The 23134-nt window shown below is 65.6% G+C and carries 27 protein-coding genes and 1 pseudogene; 10 read left to right on the top strand and 18 right to left on the bottom strand.

Translation table 11 applies throughout. The annotated features are described in order from the left end of the window. Window positions 1–81: 81 nt before the first annotated feature. Complete coding sequence (locus tag JUB13_RS28575; RefSeq protein ID WP_207485470.1) at window positions 82–1725, bottom strand: acetolactate synthase large subunit; 1644 nt, start codon at window positions 1723–1725, stop codon at window positions 82–84. A 117-nt stretch (window positions 1726–1842) separates the two neighbouring features. Here JUB13_RS28575 and JUB13_RS28580 point away from each other — a divergent pair, with 117 nt between their 5' ends. Further along, a complete protein-coding gene (locus tag JUB13_RS28580; RefSeq protein WP_207485472.1) occupies window positions 1843–2100 on the top strand; it encodes a hypothetical protein in 258 nt (85 codons plus the stop codon). An 81-nt stretch (window positions 2101–2181) separates the two neighbouring features. On the opposite strand, the gene JUB13_RS32305 is transcribed toward JUB13_RS28580, so the two are convergent. Next, window positions 2182–2607, bottom strand: coding sequence for a LysR substrate-binding domain-containing protein (locus tag JUB13_RS32305; protein ID WP_207485474.1), 426 nt, complete (start codon window positions 2605–2607; stop codon window positions 2182–2184). Window positions 2608–2858: 251 nt separating this feature from the next. Next, the gene (gene gcvA / locus JUB13_RS28590) at window positions 2859–3764 is read right to left on the bottom strand and encodes a transcriptional regulator GcvA (RefSeq protein WP_207485476.1); all 906 of its coding nucleotides are present in this window, start codon (window positions 3762–3764) and stop codon (window positions 2859–2861) included. A gap of 120 nt (window positions 3765–3884) precedes the next feature. Between gcvA and JUB13_RS28595 the strand changes: the two genes are divergently transcribed. Continuing rightward, window positions 3885–4289: a RidA family protein gene (locus JUB13_RS28595; protein ID WP_207485478.1), complete on the top strand. Its 405-nt coding sequence runs from the start codon at window positions 3885–3887 to the stop codon at window positions 4287–4289. An 85-nt stretch (window positions 4290–4374) separates the two neighbouring features. Here the strand turns inward: JUB13_RS28595 and JUB13_RS28600 are convergent, their stop codons facing one another. Then, on the bottom strand, window positions 4375–5199 hold the full coding sequence (locus JUB13_RS28600; protein ID WP_207485480.1) for a methyltransferase domain-containing protein: 825 nt from the start codon (window positions 5197–5199) through the stop codon (window positions 4375–4377). A 305-nt stretch (window positions 5200–5504) separates the two neighbouring features. Next, window positions 5505–5705, bottom strand: coding sequence for a hypothetical protein (locus JUB13_RS28605; RefSeq protein WP_207485482.1), 201 nt, complete (start codon window positions 5703–5705; stop codon window positions 5505–5507). Between the two features lie 108 nt (window positions 5706–5813). Here JUB13_RS28605 and JUB13_RS28610 point away from each other — a divergent pair, with 108 nt between their 5' ends. The 3 genes from JUB13_RS28610 to JUB13_RS28620 all read left to right on the top strand — a co-directional run bounded on the left by JUB13_RS28610 (window position 5814) and on the right by JUB13_RS28620 (window position 8663). Continuing rightward, window positions 5814–5993, top strand: coding sequence for a hypothetical protein (locus JUB13_RS28610; protein WP_207485484.1), 180 nt, complete (start codon window positions 5814–5816; stop codon window positions 5991–5993). A 601-nt stretch (window positions 5994–6594) separates the two neighbouring features. Continuing rightward, window positions 6595–7563 (top strand): alpha/beta hydrolase family protein, encoded by a 969-nt coding sequence (locus tag JUB13_RS28615; RefSeq protein ID WP_207485486.1) that lies wholly within the window; start codon window positions 6595–6597, stop codon window positions 7561–7563. A 65-nt stretch (window positions 7564–7628) separates the two neighbouring features. Further along, window positions 7629–8663 (top strand): AraC family transcriptional regulator, encoded by a 1035-nt coding sequence (locus tag JUB13_RS28620; RefSeq protein WP_207485488.1) that lies wholly within the window; start codon window positions 7629–7631, stop codon window positions 8661–8663. A 143-nt stretch (window positions 8664–8806) separates the two neighbouring features. On the opposite strand, the pseudogene JUB13_RS28625 reads toward JUB13_RS28620, so the two are convergent. Beyond that, window positions 8807–9202: pseudogene (locus tag JUB13_RS28625) on the bottom strand (IS6 family transposase); the annotation flags it as partial. 13 nt (window positions 9203–9215) lie between these two features. Here JUB13_RS28625 and JUB13_RS28630 point away from each other — a divergent pair. Beyond that, the gene (locus JUB13_RS28630) at window positions 9216–9806 is read left to right on the top strand and encodes a class I SAM-dependent methyltransferase (RefSeq protein WP_207485490.1); all 591 of its coding nucleotides are present in this window, start codon (window positions 9216–9218) and stop codon (window positions 9804–9806) included. A 465-nt stretch (window positions 9807–10271) separates the two neighbouring features. Beyond that, entirely contained in the window at window positions 10272–11120 is an 849-nt protein-coding gene (locus tag JUB13_RS28635; protein WP_207485492.1) for a LysR substrate-binding domain-containing protein, read from the top strand. Between the two features lie 636 nt (window positions 11121–11756). Here JUB13_RS28635 and JUB13_RS28640 read toward each other — a convergent pair. The 4 genes from JUB13_RS28640 to JUB13_RS28655 all read right to left on the bottom strand — a co-directional run bounded on the left by JUB13_RS28640 (window position 11757) and on the right by JUB13_RS28655 (window position 13977). Then, complete coding sequence (locus tag JUB13_RS28640) at window positions 11757–12011, bottom strand: hypothetical protein (RefSeq protein ID WP_207485493.1); 255 nt, start codon at window positions 12009–12011, stop codon at window positions 11757–11759. A 197-nt stretch (window positions 12012–12208) separates the two neighbouring features. Next, window positions 12209–12622 carry a response regulator gene (locus tag JUB13_RS28645; protein WP_207485495.1) on the bottom strand — a complete coding sequence of 138 codons (414 nt, stop codon included), beginning with the start codon at window positions 12620–12622 and terminating at the stop codon, window positions 12209–12211. A 117-nt stretch (window positions 12623–12739) separates the two neighbouring features. Beyond that, window positions 12740–13381 carry a hypothetical protein gene (locus JUB13_RS28650; RefSeq protein ID WP_207485497.1) on the bottom strand — a complete coding sequence of 214 codons (642 nt, stop codon included), beginning with the start codon at window positions 13379–13381 and terminating at the stop codon, window positions 12740–12742. A 161-nt stretch (window positions 13382–13542) separates the two neighbouring features. After that, window positions 13543–13977 (bottom strand): LysE family translocator, encoded by a 435-nt coding sequence (locus tag JUB13_RS28655; RefSeq protein ID WP_207485499.1) that lies wholly within the window; start codon window positions 13975–13977, stop codon window positions 13543–13545. Between the two features lie 270 nt (window positions 13978–14247). Here JUB13_RS28655 and JUB13_RS28660 point away from each other — a divergent pair, with 270 nt between their 5' ends. After that, window positions 14248–14544, top strand: a complete 297-nt coding sequence (locus JUB13_RS28660) for a hypothetical protein (RefSeq protein WP_236025296.1) — start codon at window positions 14248–14250, stop codon at window positions 14542–14544. Between the two features lie 154 nt (window positions 14545–14698). Here the strand turns inward: JUB13_RS28660 and JUB13_RS28665 are convergent, their stop codons facing one another. Further along, window positions 14699–15154, bottom strand: coding sequence for a hypothetical protein (locus JUB13_RS28665; RefSeq protein WP_207485501.1), 456 nt, complete (start codon window positions 15152–15154; stop codon window positions 14699–14701). After that, window positions 15132–15398: a hypothetical protein gene (locus JUB13_RS28670; protein WP_207485503.1), complete on the bottom strand. Its 267-nt coding sequence runs from the start codon at window positions 15396–15398 to the stop codon at window positions 15132–15134. The genes JUB13_RS28665 and JUB13_RS28670 overlap by 23 nt, the downstream gene beginning before the upstream one ends. Before the next feature lie 186 nt (window positions 15399–15584). On the opposite strand from JUB13_RS28670, the gene JUB13_RS28675 reads away from it, so the two are divergent. Further along, complete coding sequence (locus JUB13_RS28675; protein WP_207485505.1) at window positions 15585–16325, top strand: hypothetical protein; 741 nt, start codon at window positions 15585–15587, stop codon at window positions 16323–16325. Here the strand turns inward: JUB13_RS28675 and JUB13_RS32310 are convergent. Then, entirely contained in the window at window positions 16219–16953 is a 735-nt protein-coding gene (locus JUB13_RS32310) for a transposase (RefSeq protein WP_207485507.1), read from the bottom strand. The genes JUB13_RS28675 and JUB13_RS32310 overlap by 107 nt on opposite strands. Between JUB13_RS32310 and JUB13_RS32315 the strand changes: the two genes are divergently transcribed. Continuing rightward, window positions 16906–17109, top strand: a complete 204-nt coding sequence (locus JUB13_RS32315) for a helix-turn-helix domain-containing protein (protein ID WP_407928188.1) — start codon at window positions 16906–16908, stop codon at window positions 17107–17109. The two genes, JUB13_RS32310 and JUB13_RS32315, sit on opposite strands and share 48 nt — an antisense overlap. A 154-nt stretch (window positions 17110–17263) precedes the next feature. Here the strand turns inward: JUB13_RS32315 and JUB13_RS28690 are convergent, their stop codons facing one another. The 5 genes from JUB13_RS28690 to JUB13_RS28710 form a co-directional block, all read right to left on the bottom strand. Continuing rightward, window positions 17264–18094 carry an ABC transporter permease gene (locus tag JUB13_RS28690; RefSeq protein WP_207485511.1) on the bottom strand — a complete coding sequence of 277 codons (831 nt, stop codon included), beginning with the start codon at window positions 18092–18094 and terminating at the stop codon, window positions 17264–17266. Beyond that, window positions 18091–19341, bottom strand: coding sequence for an ABC transporter permease (locus JUB13_RS28695; RefSeq protein ID WP_207485513.1), 1251 nt, complete (start codon window positions 19339–19341; stop codon window positions 18091–18093). The genes JUB13_RS28690 and JUB13_RS28695 overlap by 4 nt, the downstream gene beginning before the upstream one ends. A 62-nt stretch (window positions 19342–19403) precedes the next feature. Then, a complete protein-coding gene (locus JUB13_RS28700) occupies window positions 19404–20447 on the bottom strand; it encodes an ABC transporter substrate-binding protein (RefSeq protein ID WP_207485515.1) in 1044 nt (347 codons plus the stop codon). A gap of 53 nt (window positions 20448–20500) precedes the next feature. Further along, on the bottom strand, window positions 20501–21658 hold the full coding sequence (locus JUB13_RS28705) for an ABC transporter ATP-binding protein (protein ID WP_207485517.1): 1158 nt from the start codon (window positions 21656–21658) through the stop codon (window positions 20501–20503). A gap of 1023 nt (window positions 21659–22681) precedes the next feature. Continuing rightward, a complete protein-coding gene (locus JUB13_RS28710; RefSeq protein ID WP_207485644.1) occupies window positions 22682–22876 on the bottom strand; it encodes a hypothetical protein in 195 nt (64 codons plus the stop codon). Window positions 22877–23134: the final 258 nt, after the last annotated feature.

Genomic DNA, 23134 nt, shown 5'->3' on the forward strand with positions numbered 1-23134 from the left:
GTTCGCATTGCGATTTGTTCGCGGGCGTACGCTAAGCTCCCCTAGAGACGACCAGCGTCGGACGCTGAAACGGCCGCCGCGTCACGGCGGCGGATCGGAGACTCGGCCGCGCAGTTCCTCGACGAGGACGCGGGTGTTCTCGGAGTAGTCGACCGGCACGGCCACGACATGGACGCCGCCGGCCCGGAACGCAGCCTCCAATGTCGGGAGGAAGTCCACAGCCCGCCCGACCCGATGGCCATGGGCCCCGTAGGCCCGGGCATAGGACGCGAAGTCGGGATTGCCGAACGTCATGCCGAAATCTACAAAGCCGTCGACCGCCTGCTTCCAGCGGATCATCCCGTAGGCGCCGTCGTCGAGCACCAGGACCACGAGATCGAGGCCAAGCCGGACCGCCGTCTCGAGCTCCTGCGAGTTCATCATGAACCCGCCATCGCCACATACGGCCAGGACGCGCCGTCCAGGATGGACCAGCTTCGCCGTTATGGCCGAAGGCAAGCCCGCGCCCATGGTGGCGAGCGCGTTGTCGAGGAGCAGCGTGTTGGCCACATGCGTCCGGTAGTTCCGGGCGAACCAGATCTTGTACATGCCGTTGTCCAGGCACACGACGCCATCCTCCGGCATCGCCGCACGCACGTCATGGACGAGACGCTGGGGCGTCATCGGGAAACGATCCTCGTCAGCGCGCTCGTTGATGCGCGCCAGGATCCCCGGTCTCAGGACCAGCAGAGAGCCGTCGTCCGGCCGTCCCTCAAGCCTGTCGGCGAGCAGCGCCAGGGTGCAGCCGAGATCGCCGATCACCTCGGCGTGGGGGAAGAATACCTGCTCGACATGCGCCGAGGTGAAGCCGACATGGATCACGGTCGGCCCGCCCTGGCCCATCAGGAAGGGCGGCTTCTCGACTGTGTCGTGGCCGATCGCAATGATCAGGTCGGCTTGGTCGATCGCCCGGTGCACGTGGTCGCGCTCAGACAGCGCCGCCGTTCCCATGTAGAGGTTCGAGCCGCCGGTGACCGCCCCCTTGCCCATCTGCGTGTTGAAGAAGGGCAGCTGAGTCCGGCGCACGAAGTCCGACAGGGGCTCGACCAGGCGCGGGCGGTTCCCGGCGGCGCCGATCATCACGAGCGGACGCTTGGCGGCGAGGATCAGTGCGGCCGCGCGGTCGAGGGCGGCTGGGTGCGCGACCGGCCGCTCGATCGGGTGCACCGGCACCGGAGCGCCCTCGGCCTCCTCGGCGGCCACATCTTCCGGCAACTCCAGGTGGACCGGTCCGGGCCGCTCCTCTACGGCAACCCTGAAGGCGTCGCGCACGATCGCCGGGACGGAGGCGGCGCTGACGATCTGGCGCGACGCCTTGGTCAGGGGCCGCATCGAAGCGACCACGTCGACGATCTGGAACCGGGCTTGGCGCGCAGTCCTGATTGGCTTCTGCCCGGTGATCATGACCATGGGCATGGCGCCGAGATGCGCGTAGGCGGCACCGGTGGCAAGGTTCAGCGCGCCGGGGCCGAGTGTCGAGATGCAGACGCCCGGCCGGCCGGTGAGCCGTCCATAGGTCGCCGCCATGAACGCCGCGGCCTGCTCGTGTCGGGTCAGCACCAGCTCGATGCGCGACGATCGAAGCGCCTCGACCACGTCGAGGTTCTCCTCGCCGGGAATGCCGAAGATCCGCTCGACCCCTTCATTCTCGAGGGCCGCGACGAGCAGTTCGGATCCTTTGGCCATATCGCGCCCTCCACTGGTCGTCCCCGGCACCTTACGCCTGAGCTGGCGCGCTGGCGAGCCTGCGGACCGGTCCGCCCAATCCAATCTGGGCCGCCACTTTTCGGGACTCCCTGGTCGTTGCGCTCGCTCTCGTTGGGCGCGATCGGCTGGAGGTCACGCCTCGCCTGGCTGCGCGACTACGCGGAGGCGCCGACCCCGACCAACATCGTCGGCGGGCTCGACCGCCTCGCGATCCCGCAGCTGAGATGGCTTCATTGGCTGGGCGGCGGCCTGGCTGGCGCAGCGGCCGGCGTATACGGCCTCACCGCGGAGAACGCGCTGGCCTGGGGGATGCCGGGAACTCGGATCCTTCCCGCGAGGCTGCCGTCTATGTGACCGACGGCATGATGGCATGTCGGACGGAGGACGGCCTGAGAGAGGTCGTCAAGGCCGCGCACGCCAGGGACAGCAAGCGGTTCAGCGGCGTATCGGGGTGCACGCTGACCAAGCCTGGCCAACCGGCCGAAGTAAAGAAGCTCGCGCTCGTATCGTGACAGGGGGCGTGCGCCAGTCTGGCCAAACTATGCTAGCGGTCTTCCAAGCCATGTAGCAGAGCGTGTGCTGGAGAAGATCCCCAGGCTTCTCCAGCCGGGCACCGGACTTGAGCAGTCTCGGGCTGCAGATCAGGACGACTACCGTGTCGAACAGCCGGTCCGACCGCGCGCGCTCATACCTCCCTGTACCAAACCGGATCGCGACATCGACGTCATCGGCAACAAAATCCCGTATCTGGTCCGTGATATCGAACGTCAGCTCCAGGGAGCTGCCGAGATGCTCAGAGGAGTTACGATGGGCATTGTCAGGCGGCAGCTGGATCTCCTCGGTGTTCCCCAGCGCGTCCAAGCGATTACGTTTTCGGAGCTACCGACGTTGGCCGGGGCTGCCGTCATGAACTCATGGACCCCGGGCGTCGCGGTACAGCGGATCGGGTCTGTCGCCTTGCCGGAAGCGCCGTCCTTCTTGCAATTGCTTCACCGGGCCTACCAGGCCGAACCATTCGCCGCGCCGTGACGGCCGCTGCGACCACACACCCTTGGATTGAATGGCCGGAGCATGGCCGTCGGCATGCCGGTGGAGCGAAATCCGTTCCGCGTTCAGCCGTCTAATCGTAGTTCGGTTCGTATCCAATGACGAAGCGCGCGGATCGGTCCCGTGTCATGGGCTTCGGCGCGATAGACCAGCCAGTGCTGATGGCCGTCCATGGTCAGCTGGAAAGGCTTCACGAGGGTTCCGCGCTCGATTTCGTCGGAAACCAGCAGCAGGCTAGCAAGCGCCACCCCCTTTCCCGCGACCGCCGCCTGAATGGCGTGGCTCTCGTCCGTGAAGACAAGGTTCGCCTTCGGGCGAATGGTGCCCAGGCCTGCCACCTCCAGCCATCTCGGCCACGTCGGGTTGCTGCGCCGCGCCTGGTGCCATTCGAAATGGATCAAGGTCTGCGCCGTCAATTCCTCCGGCTGGGCGAGCGCGAGCGCCGGGCTGCAGATGGGTGCAAAGACGTCCTGCAGGAGAGGCTCCGCCTCCAGCCCCGGATAGCCGCCGTCGCCGTAGCGAATGGCGGCATCGGCCATGCCCGCGTGGAGGTCCGCGGGCTCGTCGGAGGCATGCAGCCGCAGATCCATGTCTGGGTTGGCACGGTGGAACGCTGAAACCCGCGGTACGAGCCAGCGCGCGGTGAAGGCGACCGTGGCGGACAGCGTAACGACTGCGCGCACCCGCGACGCGTGCAGGCGAGTGACCGCATCGGCGATCGCGTCGAAGCTCTCCCGCAGCACCGGGTAGAGGTCATGGCCCGCCGACGTGAGGGAAACCGCTCGCGTGCGCCTGTCGAAAAGGGCCACGCCGAGCATCTCCTCCAGCAGCCTCACATGGTGGCTGATCGCGGTCGGCGTCACCGCCAGCTCCGCCGCAGCCTCTTTGAAGCTGAGGCGACGGGCGGCCGCTTCGAAGGCCCTCAAGGCATGAAGTGGCGGCAGCTTGCGACGTGCATTATGGCTGAGCATGACTCATCTATAGCATGAGAACATTGCTTTTGTCGTCGATGGCTGCCTGCAATCTAATGCGCGGGTGAGCGCATCGGCGTGGCCGGTAGCGCGCTGACCAACAGATGAGGAGAACTCAGCATGCTTGTTCAGCATGTCACCACCGAGCCGGATCCGTACAAGCCCTTCCGCCTGTCACAGGGCTACCGGGTCGGCGATCTCCTGTTCATATCCGGCCAGGCCGCCATCGACGATGAAGGCCGGATCGTCGCGCTGGGCGACTTCGACGCGCAGGCGAAGCGGGCCTTCGCCAATCTCGAACGCGCCCTCAATGGGGGCGGATCGAGCCTGCGCAACGTCGTGAAGGTCACGATCTTCCTGACTGACATGTCCAACTTCGACAGGATCGTCGAGCTGCGCGGCAGATACTTCTCCCCGCCTTATCCGGCGGACACGATCGTCGAGGTGCGTTCGCTCTACTCGAAGGACGCCCTGATCGAGATCGAGGCCATCGCTGTGGTCGACGATGCGGTGGAACGGAGGTGAAGCCGATGGCTTCACATTGGTCGTCGCGAATGGGCCGCTCTCGACTGGTTCAAGGCTTGGTGCGGCGTTGGTCCGGCCGACGACCTCAGTCCGGCTTGTGAGCCACGAACAGGTAATAGTTCAGGCTGAAGAAGTAGCTGCCCCGGCCGATCTGATGCCGGATATCGGCCACCCAGGTGTCCACCTCGACCGGCGAGAGCTGGCCCGTGCCGCGGACGTAGTCGGCCACGATGTGCAGCAGCATGGTGCTGAAGGCGTTCGGGCCCTCATCGGTGTTCAAGATGACGAATGGCTCGACCCGCTCGACCCGGAATCCTGTCCGGCTGAGCAGTAGCTTCAGGTGCCGTGGCAGGTGGTTGTGGGCGAGATGGCCGTCCCAGGCCGCCGCCACGCGCGCGCCGAGGTCCGCATCCTCGGCGTGCCAGATCAGCGTCTGCCAATCCGTGTCGAGGAGCGCAGCTCGGGCGCCGGGCCGCAGCACGCGAAAGGCCTCCGCCACGGCCCGCGCCACGTCTGGCACGTACTCGAAGACCTGCGCAGAACCGACGAAATCGAATACGCCGTCCGGAAACGGGAGCGCCTCCGCATCGCCCTCCCGTAGATCAAGCCGGTCGAGCAGGCCGTCGCGTGCGGCGCGCCGCTCGGTCAAGGTAAGCATGGTCGCGTTCTTTTCGACGACGGCCAAGCGTCCGGTCGGCCCGAGTTCCCGGGCGATATCGCAGGGCGCCAAACCAGGCCCGGAGCCGATGTACAGCCCGCACTCCCCGGGACTGAGTTGCAAACCCTGCCGCAGCGCCTGACGCCGCGCGACGGCTTCGTCGGTCAAATAGAGGGCCTCCAGCTTGCGACCGGCCTCTTCATCGAAGACAAGCATCCCGCTCTTTGATTGATTGCGACTGCTTGCAGCCATCGTCTCCTCCCTTGAGCATCCCACTGCCCTACGGACCACGACGTGCTGGATTGTAGGCAGCTTCTTTCCCGATGCTGACCTGCCACCGGCCACTGCACCTCGGCCGGCCCATGTCCCTCGACACTTCAAGCGTAAGGGTACGAAGCAGAGCCGTGAATGGTTTCGGCCGCGTTACACGACGCCATTCTATCACGACAAACAACGAAATGGGCCCAGTGGAGGCAACTGTCTCGCCATTCGTTCACCGCACTTGGGGTGAAATGCGCCATGTTGAAGGCTGGGAGGACGGCAAGCGCTAACAGGGCCTAGTGCAGCGTCGTTCCGGCCCCTGGCTGCACCGACCGGAGTTCCCCGATCGCCGCCCGGATGCGGCGCCAGACATCGTAGCCGCCGCGGTCGCCGTGCTGACCGAGTGCGTCGACCCGTTCCTCGGCACGCCGCTCCGCCGCGTCCCGTACAGCCGCATTACGAGCTCGGCGGAGATAGATATCGCGGTCGCCCAGCATGTGCGTCCCTGCCCTGCTCCGGTTGCGGCATTAGGAGCCGACAAACGCACCGGCCGCGACAGTCAAGCAGGGGGCACTGCTAGGATTAGCACCTATCCAACGCCTGGAATGATGCGGCTGAACATAGGGGAGTACGCCAAGTCGACGGTCGTGACCGCGCTCAAGAGCTTTCCCAGGCGCAGCCATTTCCTCATCGCCACCCCTGGCTGGGAGGAGATCGCCGACCAGGGCCTGCACTGGGCCGAGGTGCAGGTCGGCACGCCCACGGCCGAACGCCGCGGGGTGTGATCGCGGGTATCTCCGTTTCATCTCGAGCGAGACGCACCATGATGTCCGGGATGTCCCGCCGCACACTGCTCACCCGCGCAGCGGTCCGCGTGGCCCGCAGGGCCAGTGTTTCGTCAATCGTCATTCTGTCCACGGGATCGCGAGATCCGCCAATAACACGGGTGCTGTGCACCGGCCAGTATCGGCCTAATCTGCCGACGCGTCCATTTTGATGCGTCCTCTAGAGGAGAAAATGCCGGCCCCTATTCCAGGGATCATGCAGTCGGGTTGGAAATCGCGATGAGATCTGGTCGGGTGCCAGATGATCTCGGGGCGCTACATCTAGCTATCTCTCGAAGCGGCGTATGCCCCATCCCGCCTGGCCCATGGTCGCGCCCCTGCTTAACCCTGCGGCCTGCAGCCAAGCGGCCCGCTTTGCGCTACCGTGAATCGGCGCCCCTTTAAGGTACCGACCCGATGAGGGTCGCGGAGGAGGTAGACCCGGTTTGGCGCCATCTGCCAATCAAATGGCGCGCTCTGTCACTGTAAAAGTTCGCCGCCAAGCTACCTTTAGGACCATCGAAGCCGGCGTCCGGTGGCGCCCATGAGAAAGAAGGCGGCTGTGAACAACCTCATCAAAGATGCTCGTCATATCCCGGTCGACGAGGCGCGCACGACGATTTCGATCAGTCCGATCACACTGGCCGCGCCCGAACGGGCGCTGCCGCTCGAGCTGCGCGTTACTGGGCCGATCTCGGGCGCGGGGCTCCCGATTGTGCTGCTGTCGCACGGTCATGGGCCCTCGCTGTATATACCTTCCAAGGACGGCTACGGGCCGCTGGTCAACTTCTACGCTGAGCACGGCTTCGTCGTGATCCAGCCCACCCATCTGAATTCCAAGGTCGCGGGGCTCCCGGCTGACGCCGAGGGGGGGCCCCTATTCTGGCGCTCTCGCGTGAGGGACATGAGCCTGATCCTGGATCGCCTCGACGAGATCGAGGCTGCGGCGCCCGCCTTCAAGGGTCGCCTTGACCACGGCAAGGTTGCGGTTGTGGGCCACTCGATGGGCGGGCACACAGCCGGCATGCTGCTGGGAGCGCGGCTCACCGATCCCAAGGACGAAGCGGCGAAGAACGTCGACCTGCTCGAACGCCGCATCAAGGCCGGCGTGCTTCTCGCCGCACCCGGCAACGGGGGTGACAGTCTGAGTGAGATGGCCGCCCGGAACTACAGCTTCTTCAATCCCGACTTTTCCCACATGACGACGAAGAATTTGGTGGTCGTCGGCAGCGAGGACGCCTCGCCCCACCTGACTGTGCGAGGTCCGGCATGGCACGCCGACGCCTTCCACGACAGCCCCGGGGCCGACGCGCTGATGACGGTCCTGGGCGCCAAGCATGGTCTCGGCGGCGTTTCCGGCTACGACGCCAAGGAGACCGACGACGAGGACCCCGACCGCCTGGAGATCGTGCTGCGCATGACGTGGGCCTATCTTCGCTCCGCGTTGGATGGAGACAGCCGTGCCTGGACGGCCGCCCGCGAGGCCCTGCAGACTCACGCTGCGGCCCAGGCGCGCGTGGACCTGCGCTAGCGAACCCAGAGCCCTGGCCATTCCAAACGAATGGATCAGGGGCCCAAGAAGAGGGAGGACCGCACATGACGTCGCCAGTGATCGACAGAGGGCGGTTTCCGGCGACGCTTTGGCGCGCCATGCGAAGCGCCAGCCTGGAGCCGTCCAAGGTGCTGCGGATGGCTGGCCTGCCGTCGAGCTTGCATCTCGACACGGCGGCGATGCTGTCCACCGCGCAGCTGTTCGCGATATGGAAGGCCGCCGAGACGATGGCGGGCGATGAAGGGCTGGCGCTGCGGTTACTTCAGGGGGCCAATCGCTCTGGCCATCAGCCCGCATTCATTGCGGCGCTCTATGCATCCGACTTTCGGGACGCCGTACGGCGGATCGAGCGCTACAAACGAATGGGCGCCTGCGAAGTCTTCAGGACTGAGGAAACGGCGGGACTTTGGTCCATCATCAAGGAATGGCCATTCGCGACGGAGGCCGAGCCCGCGGTTTCGGTTGATCTCAGCTTTGTGTTTCTACTGGAGCTCGGACGTCGCGGGACCGGCAGGCACATCACTCCCGCACGAATTGAATACTGCCGATTAGCTCCTCGGAGCCCGGTGATCGAACAATACTTCGGTGCGTCGATCCAATATGGATCGTCACGCAACGCCATGACCTTCCATCTCGACGATCTCGCGGCTCCCTTCCCAGGCCACAGCCCCGAGTTTCTCGATCTCGTCACGCCCAGCCTGGCCGCGGCTTTCGCGGAGATCCAAGAAAGCCACGAAATCGCCGATCGCGTAAAGACGGTGCTCAAGCGCTCTCTCGCCAGCGGCCGCCCGGAGGTCGCTCACGTCGCGCGCGATCTGGGGATGAGCGAGCGTACACTGCAGAGGCGTATCACTAACGAAGCCACGACCTTCCGGGCTCTGCTGGCGGATGCACGACGCGAACTCAGTCAGCAATTGCTCGCCGATCCAGCTATCCAGATCGACGAGGTGACTTACCTGCTCGGCTATCAGGACACCACATCCTTCTATCGAGCATTCAAGGACTGGTCCGGCATCTCTCCGGGTGAATGGCGTGCACGTATTGAGGCCGGCTCTCGTACGCCGCACGTTCTAAAATAACGCCCACCAGCTGGCCTGCTGACGTTGCGACTACGTTTCCGAGTTCCTCCGCCGCGTTCTGCAGAAGCGCAACGGCTACTGTGCGCCTGTGGTATGTCGAGCGGCCGGCAATTAGAGCGCCTAACGAAACCTGATCGGTTCTGTCAGGTTTCGGGGCCATCCGTATGCGGGGCAGAGCAGTCACCGAGGCCTGCGTCAGGCGGCGGAGACGAGGTCGCGCAGCGCAGCGACGCGCCGGAGCAGCGGCCCTTGATCCCGCGGTGGTCCTGCTCCCGGAGGTTGTTCCTGTAGCGGCTGGTCCGGTGCTCGACGGCCCCGCTGAGTTCGGCGGCGATCGCATGCGGGTAGCTGGCGTGGCCGTCGGTCGTCACCCGGTCCGGCTCGACCTGGATAACCGACCTGGCGGAGCGGAAGAACGCCTGGGCGGCGGCGAGGTCGCGGGTTTCGCTCAGGTAGACGTCGACCAGGTTTCCGTCGCGGTCGATCGCCCGGTACAGGTAGCACCACCGGCCGTTGACCTTGAGGTAGGTCTCGTCGGCGTGCCAAGCCCAGGTGGCCCGCGGCTATCACGTCTGCGGGCTCGATCGGTCTCCCGAACTGGTTGATATCGCCAGGAACCGCGCGGCAAGCCAGGGACATCCCTCCCGCTTCCTGGTCGGCGACCTAACGAAGCTAGCCTTGCCGGAGACGCGTGACGCCGTTCTGTGCCGTGGCGTGCTGAACGACTTCGTCGAAGAGGCGGACCGGCACGCGGCCCTCGCGCAGTTCGCCCGCTGGCTGCGCCCGGGTGGCACCTTGATCTTCGACGTCCGCGACTGGGCAGTCTCTGTGGCGCGCTATGTTGACGCGCCGGTCCATGAGCGATGCGTCCCCGTCGAAGGCGGCACGCTGATGTTCCAAAGCACGACCCGTCCCAGCCATGGAGACCAGAGGCTGAACATCACGGAGCGATTCGTGCTGAAGCGGGTCGACACGGAGGTGGTCGTGGAGAACGAGTTCGCGATGCGCTGCTGGTCTCGTGAGGAAGTTCAGGCGCGGCTGGCGGATGCCTTTCAGGACGTGAAGGTTTCCGCGTCCTACGGTGAGGGTGGGGACTCATGGACCGATCGGCTCGTCGTCGTGGCAAGCCGCAGAAGGGCGTGAATTCGGTCGGCAGGTCGAATCCGAAGCGGCCGAAAGCCCAGACGTCGTGTGGTGGAAAAAGGTGATGAGATCTATTTCTGACGCGCCGTGAGCCTCCTGTGGACGGTGCTCGCGTCGTCTTGCATGCCGTCCAATCCAGGAGCCTTTGTCTCCGGAATGCGTGTGGCGGATGCGATCATGAGCCAGCAACGGCATGCGCTGTAGATTCGGGCGAGGAAACGTCTCTCAGAGCCGGCTTTGCCGCGAGGCGTCGTCGCAGCACTTGCCGGAAACGCCTCCAACCGGGCCGCCTGGCGCACCACCGCCTCCATCGCGCCGAATATCGTCATGTCCGCCACCATGTGCTGACCCGATCCGAGACAGGCTGGACGGAATGACGAGGCGCTTGAAACGAATAACCCTTATGGCGCCATCACGGATCGTGATGAGATTGCCGCCGCAAGCGCTCCCTGGTTGAATGCCGCCATGGCTGCCAATCTCGACACCGATCTGCTGCGCGCGTTTGTCGCCGTCGCCGAGAGCTGCAGCTTCACCCGGGCCGCGTCGGCGCTCCTGCGCACGCAGGCGGCGGTCAGCCAGCAGATCAGGCGGCTGGAGGAGGTCATCGGCCAGCGGGTGTTCGAGCGCGACGCCAAAGGCGTGCGCCTGACGCCGGATGGCGAGGTGTTGCTCGCCTACGCGCGACGCATGCTGACGCTGAACGACGAGGCCATGGCCGTGATGCTCCGAGGCACCCGGGCAGCCTCCGTGCGGATCGGTACGCCCGACGACTATGCGGTCATGCTGTTACCGCCCGTGTTGGCGCGGTTCGCCGAAGCCTATCCCGAGATCGCAGTCGAGGTGGTCTGCGACAACAGCCCCGATCTGGTGTCGGAGGTCGCGAAGGGGCGCTGCGATCTGGCGCTTGTCACCCAACGTCCTGGGACTGGGATAGGTGAACGCGTCCGGCGCGAGCCGGTGTGCTGGGTCGCCCCGCCGCAAGGGGCTCTCGAGTGCAAGGACCCGCTGCCGCTGGCGCTGTTCCCCAAGGGCTGCCTGATCCGCGACCTGGTGATGGCGGCGCTCGACGAGTCTGCCCGATCCTGGCGCGTCGCCTTCACGTCCGAGAGCATAGTGGCGGTGCACGGCGCGGTGCTGGGCGGCGTCGCCATCAGCGCCATGGAAGCTTGCACCGTTCCGCCGGCCCTGCGGTTCCTGAAGGATGGCTTGCCCACATTGGGGCCGGTGGACATCGCCCTGCACCGCACGACCGGTCAGGCGTCAGGGCCGGTGCACCGGCTGGCTGAGGCGATCCACGATCTGCTGCGTGAGTGAACGAGGGCGCGCTCTGTCAGGATCGTCTCGACGCGACACACTCTGTCCGGACTGGTGGTCCGACATCTGCTTGGCGGCCACAAAGGCTAAAACCAGGTTTCGACCGCGCCTCCGCGTACCGCCTCGGCGGCACATCCCGTGAGAAGCAGCAGGGTTGCCAGGATCGCCAGGCCGACGAACCGCAAGCCTGAGCCCTCCGCCGGGAACCTGCGGATCGGACGCTGCCTGCCGGCGTCGGTCTTCAACAAGGATGGACGTCCTTCATTCAGCAGCCTCTCGGCTGCTCGGTCATGGACAAGCGACCGTGCCGCCAAGTGGCCAGGTTAGTCGATTTCACGTCAATTTTGCCGCAAGATCCGCGGGCTAGGGGCGTGGCGCATTCGCACGGGCATCGAGCTAGGTCCAGGGTGGGCCGCGGAACGGCGGGCGACATCCATCGGCGAGCGCATCGATGCGGCTGCGCCGTTCGGATGTGCAGCGGACGAACTCGAAGCACTCCGGCGCGATCTCGCGTGCGCGGCGGAAGGGAGCGGCGCCGGCTCAACACGGTCCACTTTGCGCTACCGTGAATCGGTGCCCGTTTAATGTACCGACCCGAGCGCGGACGGGGCTGTCACCGGACAATCCGCCGCCGGGTCAACCTTCGTCCGCGCCCTGCCCATTGTGATCCGGCGGATAGAGTCGCACGACATTCGGCTCGCTGTAGGATCCCTTCCGCTTCACGATCAGGCGCCGCTGCACGAGCGTCATCACGCAGGCCGTCGGGGCACTGTTCGGCCGCAGCTCGCGGACCCGGGGATCCGCCGTGATGTCCGCATAGCTGCAGCCCGGCGTGCGGAAGACGACGTCGCGCACGGCCTGCTGCAGATCGGTCAAGGGTCGGTCCAGCATTCTCTGCCGCGCCTCCCGCTGCATGCGCTGTCGGTGCTCACGCGAAGGGCTCGGCCGCTTCTGCTCGTGTCACCCGACATCATTCCGCCTCCCCTTCGCTCTCTGGGCCTGCTCGGGCATCTGGGACAAGCCTAGCGAGAGCCGCAGGGCCACGAGGATGCGCGCGATGACGCACCGCGGCGGGTGCCGGTGCGCCGTCAATCGCATCCCCTCCAGGGCCGTCCGGCCTGCGACATCCGGCGCAGGGTTCGCGCGAGGGATCTTGCCCAGGATCGCATGCACGCCGGCGCGCGCCACCTTGAGCATCGTGGTCTCGCCCCTTCATGGGCGGTGACGACCACGACCCTGACGGGGGCTCCGCTCCGTCCGGACAGCAGATGGGCGAGCACGTCGAGCCCATTGACGCCCGCCATCCGGAGGTCGGTGACCAGGACCTGGACGGCACTCGCTTCCATGAGGCGGATCGCCTCCTCGCCGCTTGTTGCCTCGAGCACGGTGGCTGCCGCGCCGCGAAGGCTACTGGACAGTGTCGCACGCTGGAACATGTCGTCTTCCAGAAGCAGCACCGTGACGCCGGCGAGCGGGCCGTTGTCTGCGGCTTGATGGCGCAAGAAGGCTCGCGTCGCGTAAATCACGGCCACGCCGGTTGGAGTTCGACGCTCTGCGCGCTGCGGCGGACATGCAGATGCGGCCGGATGGAACGATCAGAGCGTAGACAGACTTACGTATTATGAAGCCGCCCTTCTCTTTCTGCGTTCCTGGCAGAATTGGAAGATGGCTTCACCTGCGCTCCCGGCGAAAGCAACGAACACAGCAAATGCGGAGAAGACGGACAATCTTAGTCGCGCCTCGCCGTCTAGAAACGCGGGTTCCTGTGCCAGACGTTTGGCTTCCCGGATCGTACCAAGGCCTCTGTTAACTGCAGGAAGGAACGAGTCCAATTCATCATTGTTCCGCCAGTTTACAAAATCCGATGGAGTCTCTCTGTTGCGCATTATCCATGGCCCGAGCGAATTGTCGATTATGGTGAAGTCGTGGCAAGAGTTCTTCAATTGCAGATCGGCCATGTTCCTAGAACACGCTATGGCACGATGATAACTTGTTTGAAATTTAAGACGATAGAACTCTTGCTCAAGGAACTTGGCGCTGTTGTCGTTCAATGTCCTGGCCGTCTGTTCTAAAGAGACTAGCGCTGCCAGTAAGCCAATCCCACCTATGAAAACTGAAACAACTTTGATGAAACGCCATTTGACAACGAAACTGTCATTTCTGCTGTCGCGCCATCCCGAAACGATCGCCCATGCAATAAATGTTACGCCCACGCTCGCTATGACGAGCCAGGCGCCGCGCACAAATTCCTGCGTAGTCATAGAGTGGCGGTGCTCCCAGCCATTCTGCTCCGATCAATCCATGCCATGGCTAGCTGGCGAGCAGGATTGTCCGCAAGTAGGTGTCTTGTTGAAGGATCGAAGGTGTCGACCTGACGGCACGCCCCGCCCGAGTTCATGACCTCGGGGTAGGCGTACACGGCCTACACGAACTGGCGCAGCAGGCTTGCAAAGAAGATCGCCATCTTCGGATTGCCGAGATCGCTGACAAGACCCTGGCGGAAGGCCGAGGTCGCCGAAAGGCGCCTCCCGGGTCCTCGGGACGGGACAGCGGTCTCGGCCTGCGCGCCATCGGGCCATAGTGCGGCACGAAGAGCGTGGATTCCGAGATACACGAGATAGGCAGCGCCCGCATATTTCATGGTGAGGAACAGCGGCTCGGACGCGATCAGCAGCGCCACGATGCCGAGGCTGGTGGCGAAGGCCCAGACGGTCTGGCCGCAGGCGATACCCAGGGCCGTGAAGATGCCAGCAGGGCGGCCACCAAGCAGCGTGTTGCGGATCGTCACCGCCGTATCGGGCCCGGGCGTCATGATGACGACCAGGGAAACACCCAGAAAGGCTAGGAAGCTCTGCATCGCGCTCGGTCCCACCGGTGGCGTTGCAGCGCCGGCCCATCAGTCTAGACGGATGGGAGGCGCGCGGGAAGGCGCGGCGCTATGCCACCGCTCCTGCCCGCGGGGATAGCGGCTTGGATGCGTCTGGGTGGCGAAGGAAGAGCACCTCATCTGGAGCCAGATGGGGACGCGTCTCCACAAGAGATCGTGCGCCTCCGTCGTCCCGACTGACACGTACCCGCACATCGCCGCTATACCAGCATTACACGACCGTTGCATGAGGAGAGTGTCATGAGCGACCCCCTGAAAGTCTTCCTCGGTAGTCTGGTGGCAGGTCAGCCTCCTTCAAGCGCTCCGGCATTGCTTCGCGCAGTCTGGCATGGACTGCACGGAGAATGGGACCAGGCGCACGAGATCGCTCAGGAGGACGAGACAGCCGATGGCGCATGGGTCCATGCCTGGCTGCACCGCATCGAGGGAGACGCCGCCAACGCGGGCTACTGGTATCGCCGCGCCGGCCGGCCTGTCGCTGCCGGCGATACCCGACGCGAGGGCGAGACGATTGCTGAGGCGTTTTTGAACCGCTGAATGCGAGCCGCTTTTCCACCAGGCGGAGTGATCGAGCCCATCGTCACGCATTCAAACTCTGGCCAGATCCGCGAGCTATTGCTGTTCGACCTGGTGCGCGTTTTCACAGACGCTGTGATTGTTCATGCCGTACGCACAGTCAGAGATTCTCGGCTCACGTGCTGGCCTTGAGGCAGCTCTCGATGCGCGGACGCCATCCATCGATCATCTGCTTATAGGCGTTCGGTGTCAGGTCAGCCAAATAGGATGCCCCCGCCTGGCTCAGAGCGGTCAAGATGTAGCGGATGGAAGCTTCCGTCTGTTGCGGCGAAGTCTCACGACAGAGAACCTCGACGAAGCCGAAGCGCGAACCGGGCGTAACACGGGCATAACGAACGCGATGAGCGTCCGGATCCCAAGCAATGCAGGACCACAGCGTCTCCTCATTGCCATGGGTCGTCCGGAAAATCATGCCGTCGCGCGCTTCGCCGCTCTCGGGAAAGATAAAATCTGGTTCCCAGCCGTCTACCCACAGCATTTCGCCGATCGGCGTGAACAGCGGAAAGACACGGTCAATGGCCCCCTCGATCAAGATGCGGTGCTCACGTTCAAGATGGGTCATGGTCGGCATTTCCCCCGTCCTCCTTCAAGCGGTGGCTATCTGCGGCCGTCAATTCCAGACCGTAGACTTGCTTCAGCTGCGCGATCGTCTCCAACGTCTCTTCGGAGAAGGGTGTCCGGCCCTCAAACGCATGAAGCACGATTCCTTCGATAAGATCTCCCAAGCTCATGTCGCGATGCTCGGCCAGCGCCTTGAGCACCTTCACCAGCCTCTTTTCGAGGCGCACCCCTGTCTGAATACGTTCGAAAGCCATGGCCCTTACTACCATGGTACCTTGGTATCATCAAGACTACGTTTTCGGCTTTGCGTTTCCGAGGAACTAAGTCCTCGACGAATGCGGTAACTCCAGATCCGCATTCGGATTTGCCTCACGCGGAGGCGAGCGCGCTTGATGATAGCGCCCCGATCAAGACACACCGGCATCCGATGGGAGGAAACAATGCCTGGTTTCATCGACGACGGCATCGCGTGGGTGGACGACCGTATCGACGAGGCCGCCGACATCGCAGCGGACCTTGCCCGAACGGCAGCGGTCGCAGCGGATCTCCAAAGAGACGGATTGATGCAGGTCGCGTCCGACTGGCTGGCGTCAAACTCGGTCTCGATCCAGTCTGTCCCGGGCACCGGGACGCTCGACGTCGAGGTGGGGGACGCCGACTACGTCGCCACGTTCGACGACCAAGCGCTCCGGTTCTTCAGCGATCCCGACAATGACGGCACCGGCGATCAGCTGCTTTTCGCCGGCTCGGCCGTGCTCACACCCGCGGGTGCCGAGCTCTCCCGGGACACCGATGGCGACGGCAATCCCGACACGGTAGTCGCCACGACGACGCTCGGCGGGCTGCTGACGCCGGCTCCGGAAGTTCCCGCGGGCGGGCTGATGGCGTTCGCTTCGGACCTGCTGGCGGCGAACCCGGTTTCGATCCAGTCGGTTCCCGGCACCTCGACGCTTGATGTCCAGGTGGGGGACGCCGACTATGTCACCACGCTGGACGGCCAGGCGCTCCGATTGTTCAGCGATCCCGACGACGACGGCACGGGCGATCAGGTGCTGTTCGCCGGGTCGGCCGAGCTCACGCCTGCAGGCGTCCAGCTCTCGCAGGACACCGATGGCGACGGCATCCCCGACACGGTGGTCGCCACGACGACGATCGGCGGACTGCTGGACATGTTCGTCTGAAGGACCGGCCCATCCGGCGGCCGTCGGCCCGTTCACGCATCGGCGGCCCCTTGGGCCCGTTAGACAACCAGTCGAGAGCAGCTGCGAGATAGAGGCCGCCGAGGAAACTCTCGGCGGTCTTGTCGTATCGGGTGGCGAGGGCGCGCCATCCCGTGAGCCGGGCCGAGAGGTTCTCGACGCGGTGGCGGCGCCGGTAGGGCTCGGGGTCGTGTCGGGGCGCGTTGCGGTGGGTTGGTTGGGCTGGCACCACCGGCTCGGCGCCGGCTGCCCGGATGGACGCTCGCCAACGCTCCGCAGAGTAGCCGCGGTTGCACACCACGCGCCCAGGCCGGCCAACCGCCGTGACCTTCGCGACCAGGTCCGGCGCTGTTCTGAATTCAGAGGCCTTGCCGGGGATCACGGTGAAGGCGCGCGCCGGCCGAAGCGGTCGCACGCCGTGCACGCCTTGGAGCCCCAGCCGCCGCGCGAGCGGCCAAGGGCGTGCCGGCATCCCCCCTTTGGCGCCCGCCGCCTTGTGTTGGGCGCGCACGCTGGTGCCGTCCAGAAAGACCTCGCGGAGGTCAGGTCGCCCGCGCTCAGGGTGGAGCAACTGGCCGAGGCCGCGGCCATGAGCGTGTCGTCGTTTCATGAACACTTCAGGGCCATCACGTCCCTGACGCCGCTTCAGTTCCAGAAGCAGCTCAGGCTGTTCGAGGCGCGCCGGATGATGCTCACGGACGGCGCGATGGTCAGCAACGCCACCTATGAAGTGGGATACGAAAGCATCTCCCAGTTCACGCGGTAGTATGGCCGCATGTTCGGGCGGCCTCCGGCCCGCGACATGCGTGCCGTCAGAACGCGAATGCAGCAGGCGGCACAGCCGGTAGCCACGCGGCATTGAACCTGTTGATCGTCTTGTCCTCCTACCGCGCGTCCACCTGATCCCCGGTGGTCGGGGCTCAGCGCGGAACCAGGCCGCGCAGGCGTTCTGAGCGGCGGCGCAGCCCCTCCATGGCGACCAGCAGCCCGACCGACAGGAGCGTCAGGATCACGGCGGCGGCGGTGATGGTCGGGCTGATGTTCTCGCGGATGCCGCTGAACATCTCGCGCGGCAGGGTGCGCTGCTCGGGGCCGGCCAGCAGGAGGACGGTCACCACCTCGTCGAAGCTGGTGGCGAAGGCGAAAAGCGCGCCCGAGGCGACTCCCGGCAGGATCAGCGGCAGGACCACCCGGCGGAACGCGGTGAGGGGCGATGCGCCCAGGGATGAGGCCGCCCTCAGCAGGTTCATGTCGAAGCCCTGCAGCGTGGCGCTGACCGTGATCACGACGAATGGCGCGGCCAGCGCCGTATGGGCAAGGATCAGGCCGGCGTGGCTGGCGGTCAGGCCCAGCGGCGCGAAGAAGAAGTAGAGACCGACCGCGGTGATCACCACGGGCACGATCATGGGCGACAGGACGACGGCAAGGACAATGGGCTTCAGCCGGCTGCGCCAGCGTGCGAGGCCGAAGGCCGCAAGCGAACCCAGAACCGTCGCCAGCACGGTCGAGGCGATGCCGATGATCACGCTGTTCCGGAGCGCCGAGGTCCAGCGCGGCGCCGTGAAGAACTCCTCGTACCAGCGCAGTGAAAGCCCCGGCAGTGGATATGTGAGATAGCTGCCGCTGCTGAAGGAGAGAGGCAGGATGGCAAGGATCGGGGCCATCAGGAAGAAGAGGACCAGGGCGGACAGGATGACCGTCAGCCTCCAGGCGATGCGCTGCTGCCAGGTCCGGGGGGCGCCGCCGTTCATAGTCCGCGGTCCCCGGTTCCGGACCGGCCCTGGACCAGGCGGCCATAGACGCCGGCCAGCAGCAGCGTTGCCAGCAGCATCACGGCGCCCAGCGCCGAGGCGAGGCCCCAGTTCACCGTCTCGGTCGTGTAGAAGGCGATGAAGTAGCTGATCATCTGGTCGCCGCCGCCACCGACCAGCGCCGGCGTGATGTAGTAGCCGATGGCCAGGATGAAGACGAGCAGGCAGCCGGCTCCGACCCCTGGCAGCGCCAGCGGCAGGTAGACACGCCTGAACGCCGTCAGGGGGGATGCCCCCAGGGACGATGCCGCGCGCATGTAGGAGGGCGGGATGCCCTTCATGACGCTGTAGAGCGGCAGGATCATGTAGGGCAGCAGCACGTGGGTCATGGCGACGTAGACCCCGAACCGGTTGTAGATCAGCCGCAGCGGCTCGTCGACCAGCCCCGTCCAGACGAGCAGCCCGTTGACCAACCCCTCGCTCTGGAGCAGCACGACCCAGGCGGTGGTGCGCACCAGCAGTGAGGTCCAGAAGGGCAGCAGCACCAGGACCATCAGCAGGTTCGAGCGGCGCGGCGGCAGGGCGGCCAGGAGATAAGCGATTGGGAAACCCAGCAGCAGACACAGCAGCGTGACACTAGCCCCGATGCCGAGCGTGCGGCCGAACACGTCGAGATAGATCGCCGTGTCCTCGGGCGCGCGCACGATGGTGCCGTCGGCGGTGCGCTTCAGGTCGAGGGCTGCCAGGAGATAGAAATCGGTCAGCGGCCCGCGTGCCCGCGCGATGGCGCCCCAGGTCTCGACCTCGCCCCAGCGTGGGCTGATGTCCAGCAGGGTTTCGGCAGCCCTGCCGGGCTCCGGTGGCGAGGGCAGGCGCCTTGCCGTGGTGGTCAACAGGGTGCGATAGCCGTTGACGTCGTAGTTCAGGCGCCGCGCCGCGGCCGGCAGGGCGCCGGCCTCACGGGCCTCCCGCAGGTCTGCGGCGAGCGCCGCGAAGGCGGGCTCGCCTGGCAGGTCCCGTCCGTCCCAGCCGGCGAGCGCCTCGACCGTGCGTGGCAGGACCGTGGCCACCTCGCCATCCTCGACCGAGCGCCACAGCATGCCGGCGATCGGCACGAGAAAGGTAAGGGCGAGAAAGGCCAATAGCGGCAGGACGAGGGCGAAGGCCTTCAGTCGCTGACCACGTTCGGCGCGGCGCAGCCGAAGCCTGAGCGAAGGCTCGCCAATGCGGAGGGCGCTGCTCGTCATGTCCGGATCGGGTTGGTCGGCGGCCCCCCCTCCCGGCAGGGGAGGGAGGCCTTCAGCCTGATTTAGCGCGCGACCCACTTGTTGAAGCGCTCGTTCAGCCGGTCCAGATTCTCCAGCCAGAACGCATCGCTGATCTCGATCGCGTTCTCCATGTTCTCGGGCGCGGTCGGCAGGTTCGCCAGAACCGCCTTGTCGATCAGGGCCGTCGCCTGCTTGTTGGTCACGCCATAGGCGATGTGCGTCGGCAGGTTCTTCTGGTTCTCGGCCTTGCCCACGAAGTCCAGGAACTTGTAGGCCGCTTCCTTGTTCGGGCTGCCCTTCAGGATCACCCAGCTGTCGACGGTGAACAGCGCGCCGTTCCAGGCGATGCCGAAGTTCTTCTTCTCGGCCTTGTTCGCGGCGTCGATGCGGCCGTTGTAGACCGAGGTCATGACGACCTCGCCGGATGCCAGGAGCTGGGGCGGCTGGGCGCCGGCCTTCCACCACACCAGGTCGTTCTTGATGCTTTCGAGCTTCTTGAAGGCGCGTTCGACACCCGCTTCGGTCGCCAGCACCTTGTAGACGTCCTTGGGCGCGACCCCATCGCCCATCAGCGCGATCTCGAGCGTCGTCTTGGGCCCCTGACGAAGGCCGCGCTTGCCGGGATACTTGGCGGTGTCGAAGAAGTCGGCCCAGCCCTTGGGCGCTTCCTTCAGCCTGTCCTTGTCGTAGCCGAGCACGAAGTCGTAAATGATGGCGCCGACGCCGCAGTCGTCCACGGCCTCTTCCAGGTACGCGTCGCGGCCGCCGATCCGCGCGAAGTCAAGCTTCTCGTACAGGCCCTCCTCGCAGCCGAGCGCCAGCTCCTCGCTCTCGACCTGGACCACGTCCCAGGTGGAGGCGCCGCCCTCGACCTTGGCACGAAGCACGCCGATGCCGCCGTCCCAGGACTCGTCGTTCATGGGAAGGCCGGACGCCTGCTTGAAGGGCTCGAAATAGACCTTCTTCTGCGCCTCCTGGTAAGCGCCGCCCCAGGAGACCACGGTCAGGTCCCGGGCCGACGCATTTGCCGCAACGCCCAGCACGAGAGTCGCCGCCACGCCGATCGACAGGTTCCTCAGCTTCATTGTCACCTCCCTTGTTCGCGGCGCCAGGGCGCCATTCTTGAAGCGATCTCGTGCTATGCGGGGTCGAGGGCCCGGCAGTCCTCCGGCGCGAAGGCGACCATCGCCGGCTCACCCGCAGCCGGCGGCGGCATCCCCGCCGAAGCCGGCAGCTTGACCATGAAGTCGGGATTGCCCGGGATGGACACGAGAATGCGGCTGTGGTCGCCGAGATAGATCACCTCGCTCACCGTCCCCATCAGGCCGTTGGTCCCGGTCTGCATGCCGTCGCCGAGCAGCGCCCGCTCCGGCCGTAGCGAGAGGCTGGTGCGTGCGCACGTCTCGGCCCGGACGGCAAGCGCCCGGACCCGCTGCCCGCCGTCGAGCCGGACCGTGCAGAAGCGGCCCTCCACCGCCTCGACCATACCGTGCAGCATGTTGTTCTCGCCGAGGAAGTTGGCGACGAAGCTGGTTGCAGGCCGCTCGTACAGCGCTTCCGGGCGGTCGATCTGCTGGATCGCCCCGTCGTTGAAGACGGCGATGCGGTCCGACATGGTCAGGGCCTCGCCCTGGTCGTGCGTGACGTAGACGACCGTGATCCCCGTGGTCGCGTGGATGTGCTTGATCTCGATCTGCATGTGCTCGCGCAGGCGCTTGTCCAGCGCGCCCAGCGGCTCGTCCATCAGCACCAGGCGGGGATCGAAGACGAGCGCGCGGGCGAGCGCCACGCGCTGCTGCTGTCCGCCCGAGAGCTGCGCAGGGCGCCGGCGCCCGAAGCCGTCGAGCTGGACCATGCCGAGAGCCCGCTCGACCCTTTCGCGAATCTCGGCCTTGCCCAGGCCGCGCACGGACAGAGGGAAGGCAACGTTCTCGGCGACCGTCATGTGCGGGAACAGGGCATAGTTCTGGAACACCATGCCGATGTCGCGCCGGTGCGGCGGCACGTCGGTGATGGGGCGGCCATCCAGCAGGATCTCGCCATGGGTTGGGACCTCGAAGCCGGCCAGCATCATCAGCGTGGTCGTCTTGCCCGAGCCCGACGGGCCCAGAAGCGTCAGAAATTCGCCCTTGCGGATCTCCAGGTCGAGACCGCGCACCGCTAGGTGGTCGCCGTCATAAGTCTTCTGCACGCCGGAAAAGCGGACCAGGATCTCGCCCTCGGGACGGTCCCGGTGCTGGCGTGCGCTCCCCGTCGATGAGACCGCGTCAGGCGCGCGGCTGGTTGCGACCTGCATGCATCCTCATTCTGGACGGCCCGGCGCCGCTCCCATGCGGAGGGGTGCTGAACCGGCGGTAGCAGCCTAACATCTTGTGACGCGCTGCCAAGACCTTGTGACGCGCTGCGAAGACTGTCGGTGCATCGCGGAGAACGCCTGCGCGCCCGTGCTCGTCCGGCGTCCCGGAATCACGTCCGGCTCCGGTGCTTCCGACCGGCTCCGAAGGGGGAGGGCGACGCCAGCTGCGAAATAAAGGCGTCATCGGCACAGGGAATGACAAGTAAAGGTAGAGGATTCGACGTGACATCGGCGAAGGCGGATTCCGGCATGCTCCGGGCCGCTCGACGATCGGTCCAGGTAGACTTGATCCCACCATCGCCCAGCCGGGTTCAGCACCGATCGGGACGAGCACGCAGCAGGAGCAGCAGAAGTGGAGTTCACCATGAAGGTCTTTCCGCATGTCCTCGCAGCGGGGTTCCTGGTCGCCGCCGTTCCCGCCATGGCTGGCGACGGAATCTCGGGAGCAACATGTTCCACGGGTCCGCGCCGCAGCGCTTGTTCAACGCGCAGGCGAGCGTAGCTCTGGCGGCGCCCGCAACGGCGTCCCAGAGCCAGAGTCTGGCCAACCTGCCCCAGCCGTCGGCCGGACCGGTCGCCTACGCGCCCCCCATGCAGGACAGCAGCATGAAGAGCCCGTTCGACGCCTCCACAGTCGGGCCCTAGGGCACTGTCCAGTCCAAGTAGGGCGAAATCACGCGGACGGGCGTTCACACCCCTCCGCGATCCGCTCCGGCGCCGCCACGGCGTCGGCCCAGGGACCGTAGGGATGGGCGCGGCCGATGCGCGTGCCCTCGACCAGGCGCATTACGGCCGAGGGGACCTTTTGTGCCGCGACGGGATCCCGGCCCCGAAGCCCCACGCCATGGCCGTCGGTGATCCTGTCGCGCCCCTGCTTGTGCGTGGTTTCGGTTTGGTCTCAGTTCCCGTTGTTTGCGGAACGACCAACGCGATGCCCTCGGATGCGCCGGACGTGATCGCCAGTTAGACGACGGCGACCAGCCCCCCGCCGGCCTCGGCGTCGTCCGGAAGCACCTTCGCCAGCCATGTCCACCACGCGACGGGGACGGCGGTGCCGATCAGTCCGCTACCGTGGTTCGTTACGTTCGAGCCCGGAGCGCGCTCAACATCGGCCCGGCCACGGAGGAGGACATCGGGCCATTGCGCCAGGAGATTCATTCGTCCGACAAGCCCGCGCGTGGCACGCTGACTGACTGGCGCCTGCTGACCCGACATGCGGGCGGCCATGCGGCGCGGGCCGCTCGAGAGCCGGACCGATACAATGGACTGGATCGAAGCGAATGAGACGCACAGACCAGCCGAGGTAAGCGACCCGACTATCACCGCTCCGAGAGACATGTTGACGCTGAAAATGTCAGGCCAGATGTAATTGTTTGCACTCTATGGTTGGTACATATTTAGAAGCGTCTGTAGACG

Origin of the sequence: Arenibaculum pallidiluteum, from assembly GCF_017355985.1 — a bacterium.
GTDB lineage: Bacteria > Pseudomonadota > Alphaproteobacteria > Azospirillales > Azospirillaceae > Arenibaculum > Arenibaculum pallidiluteum.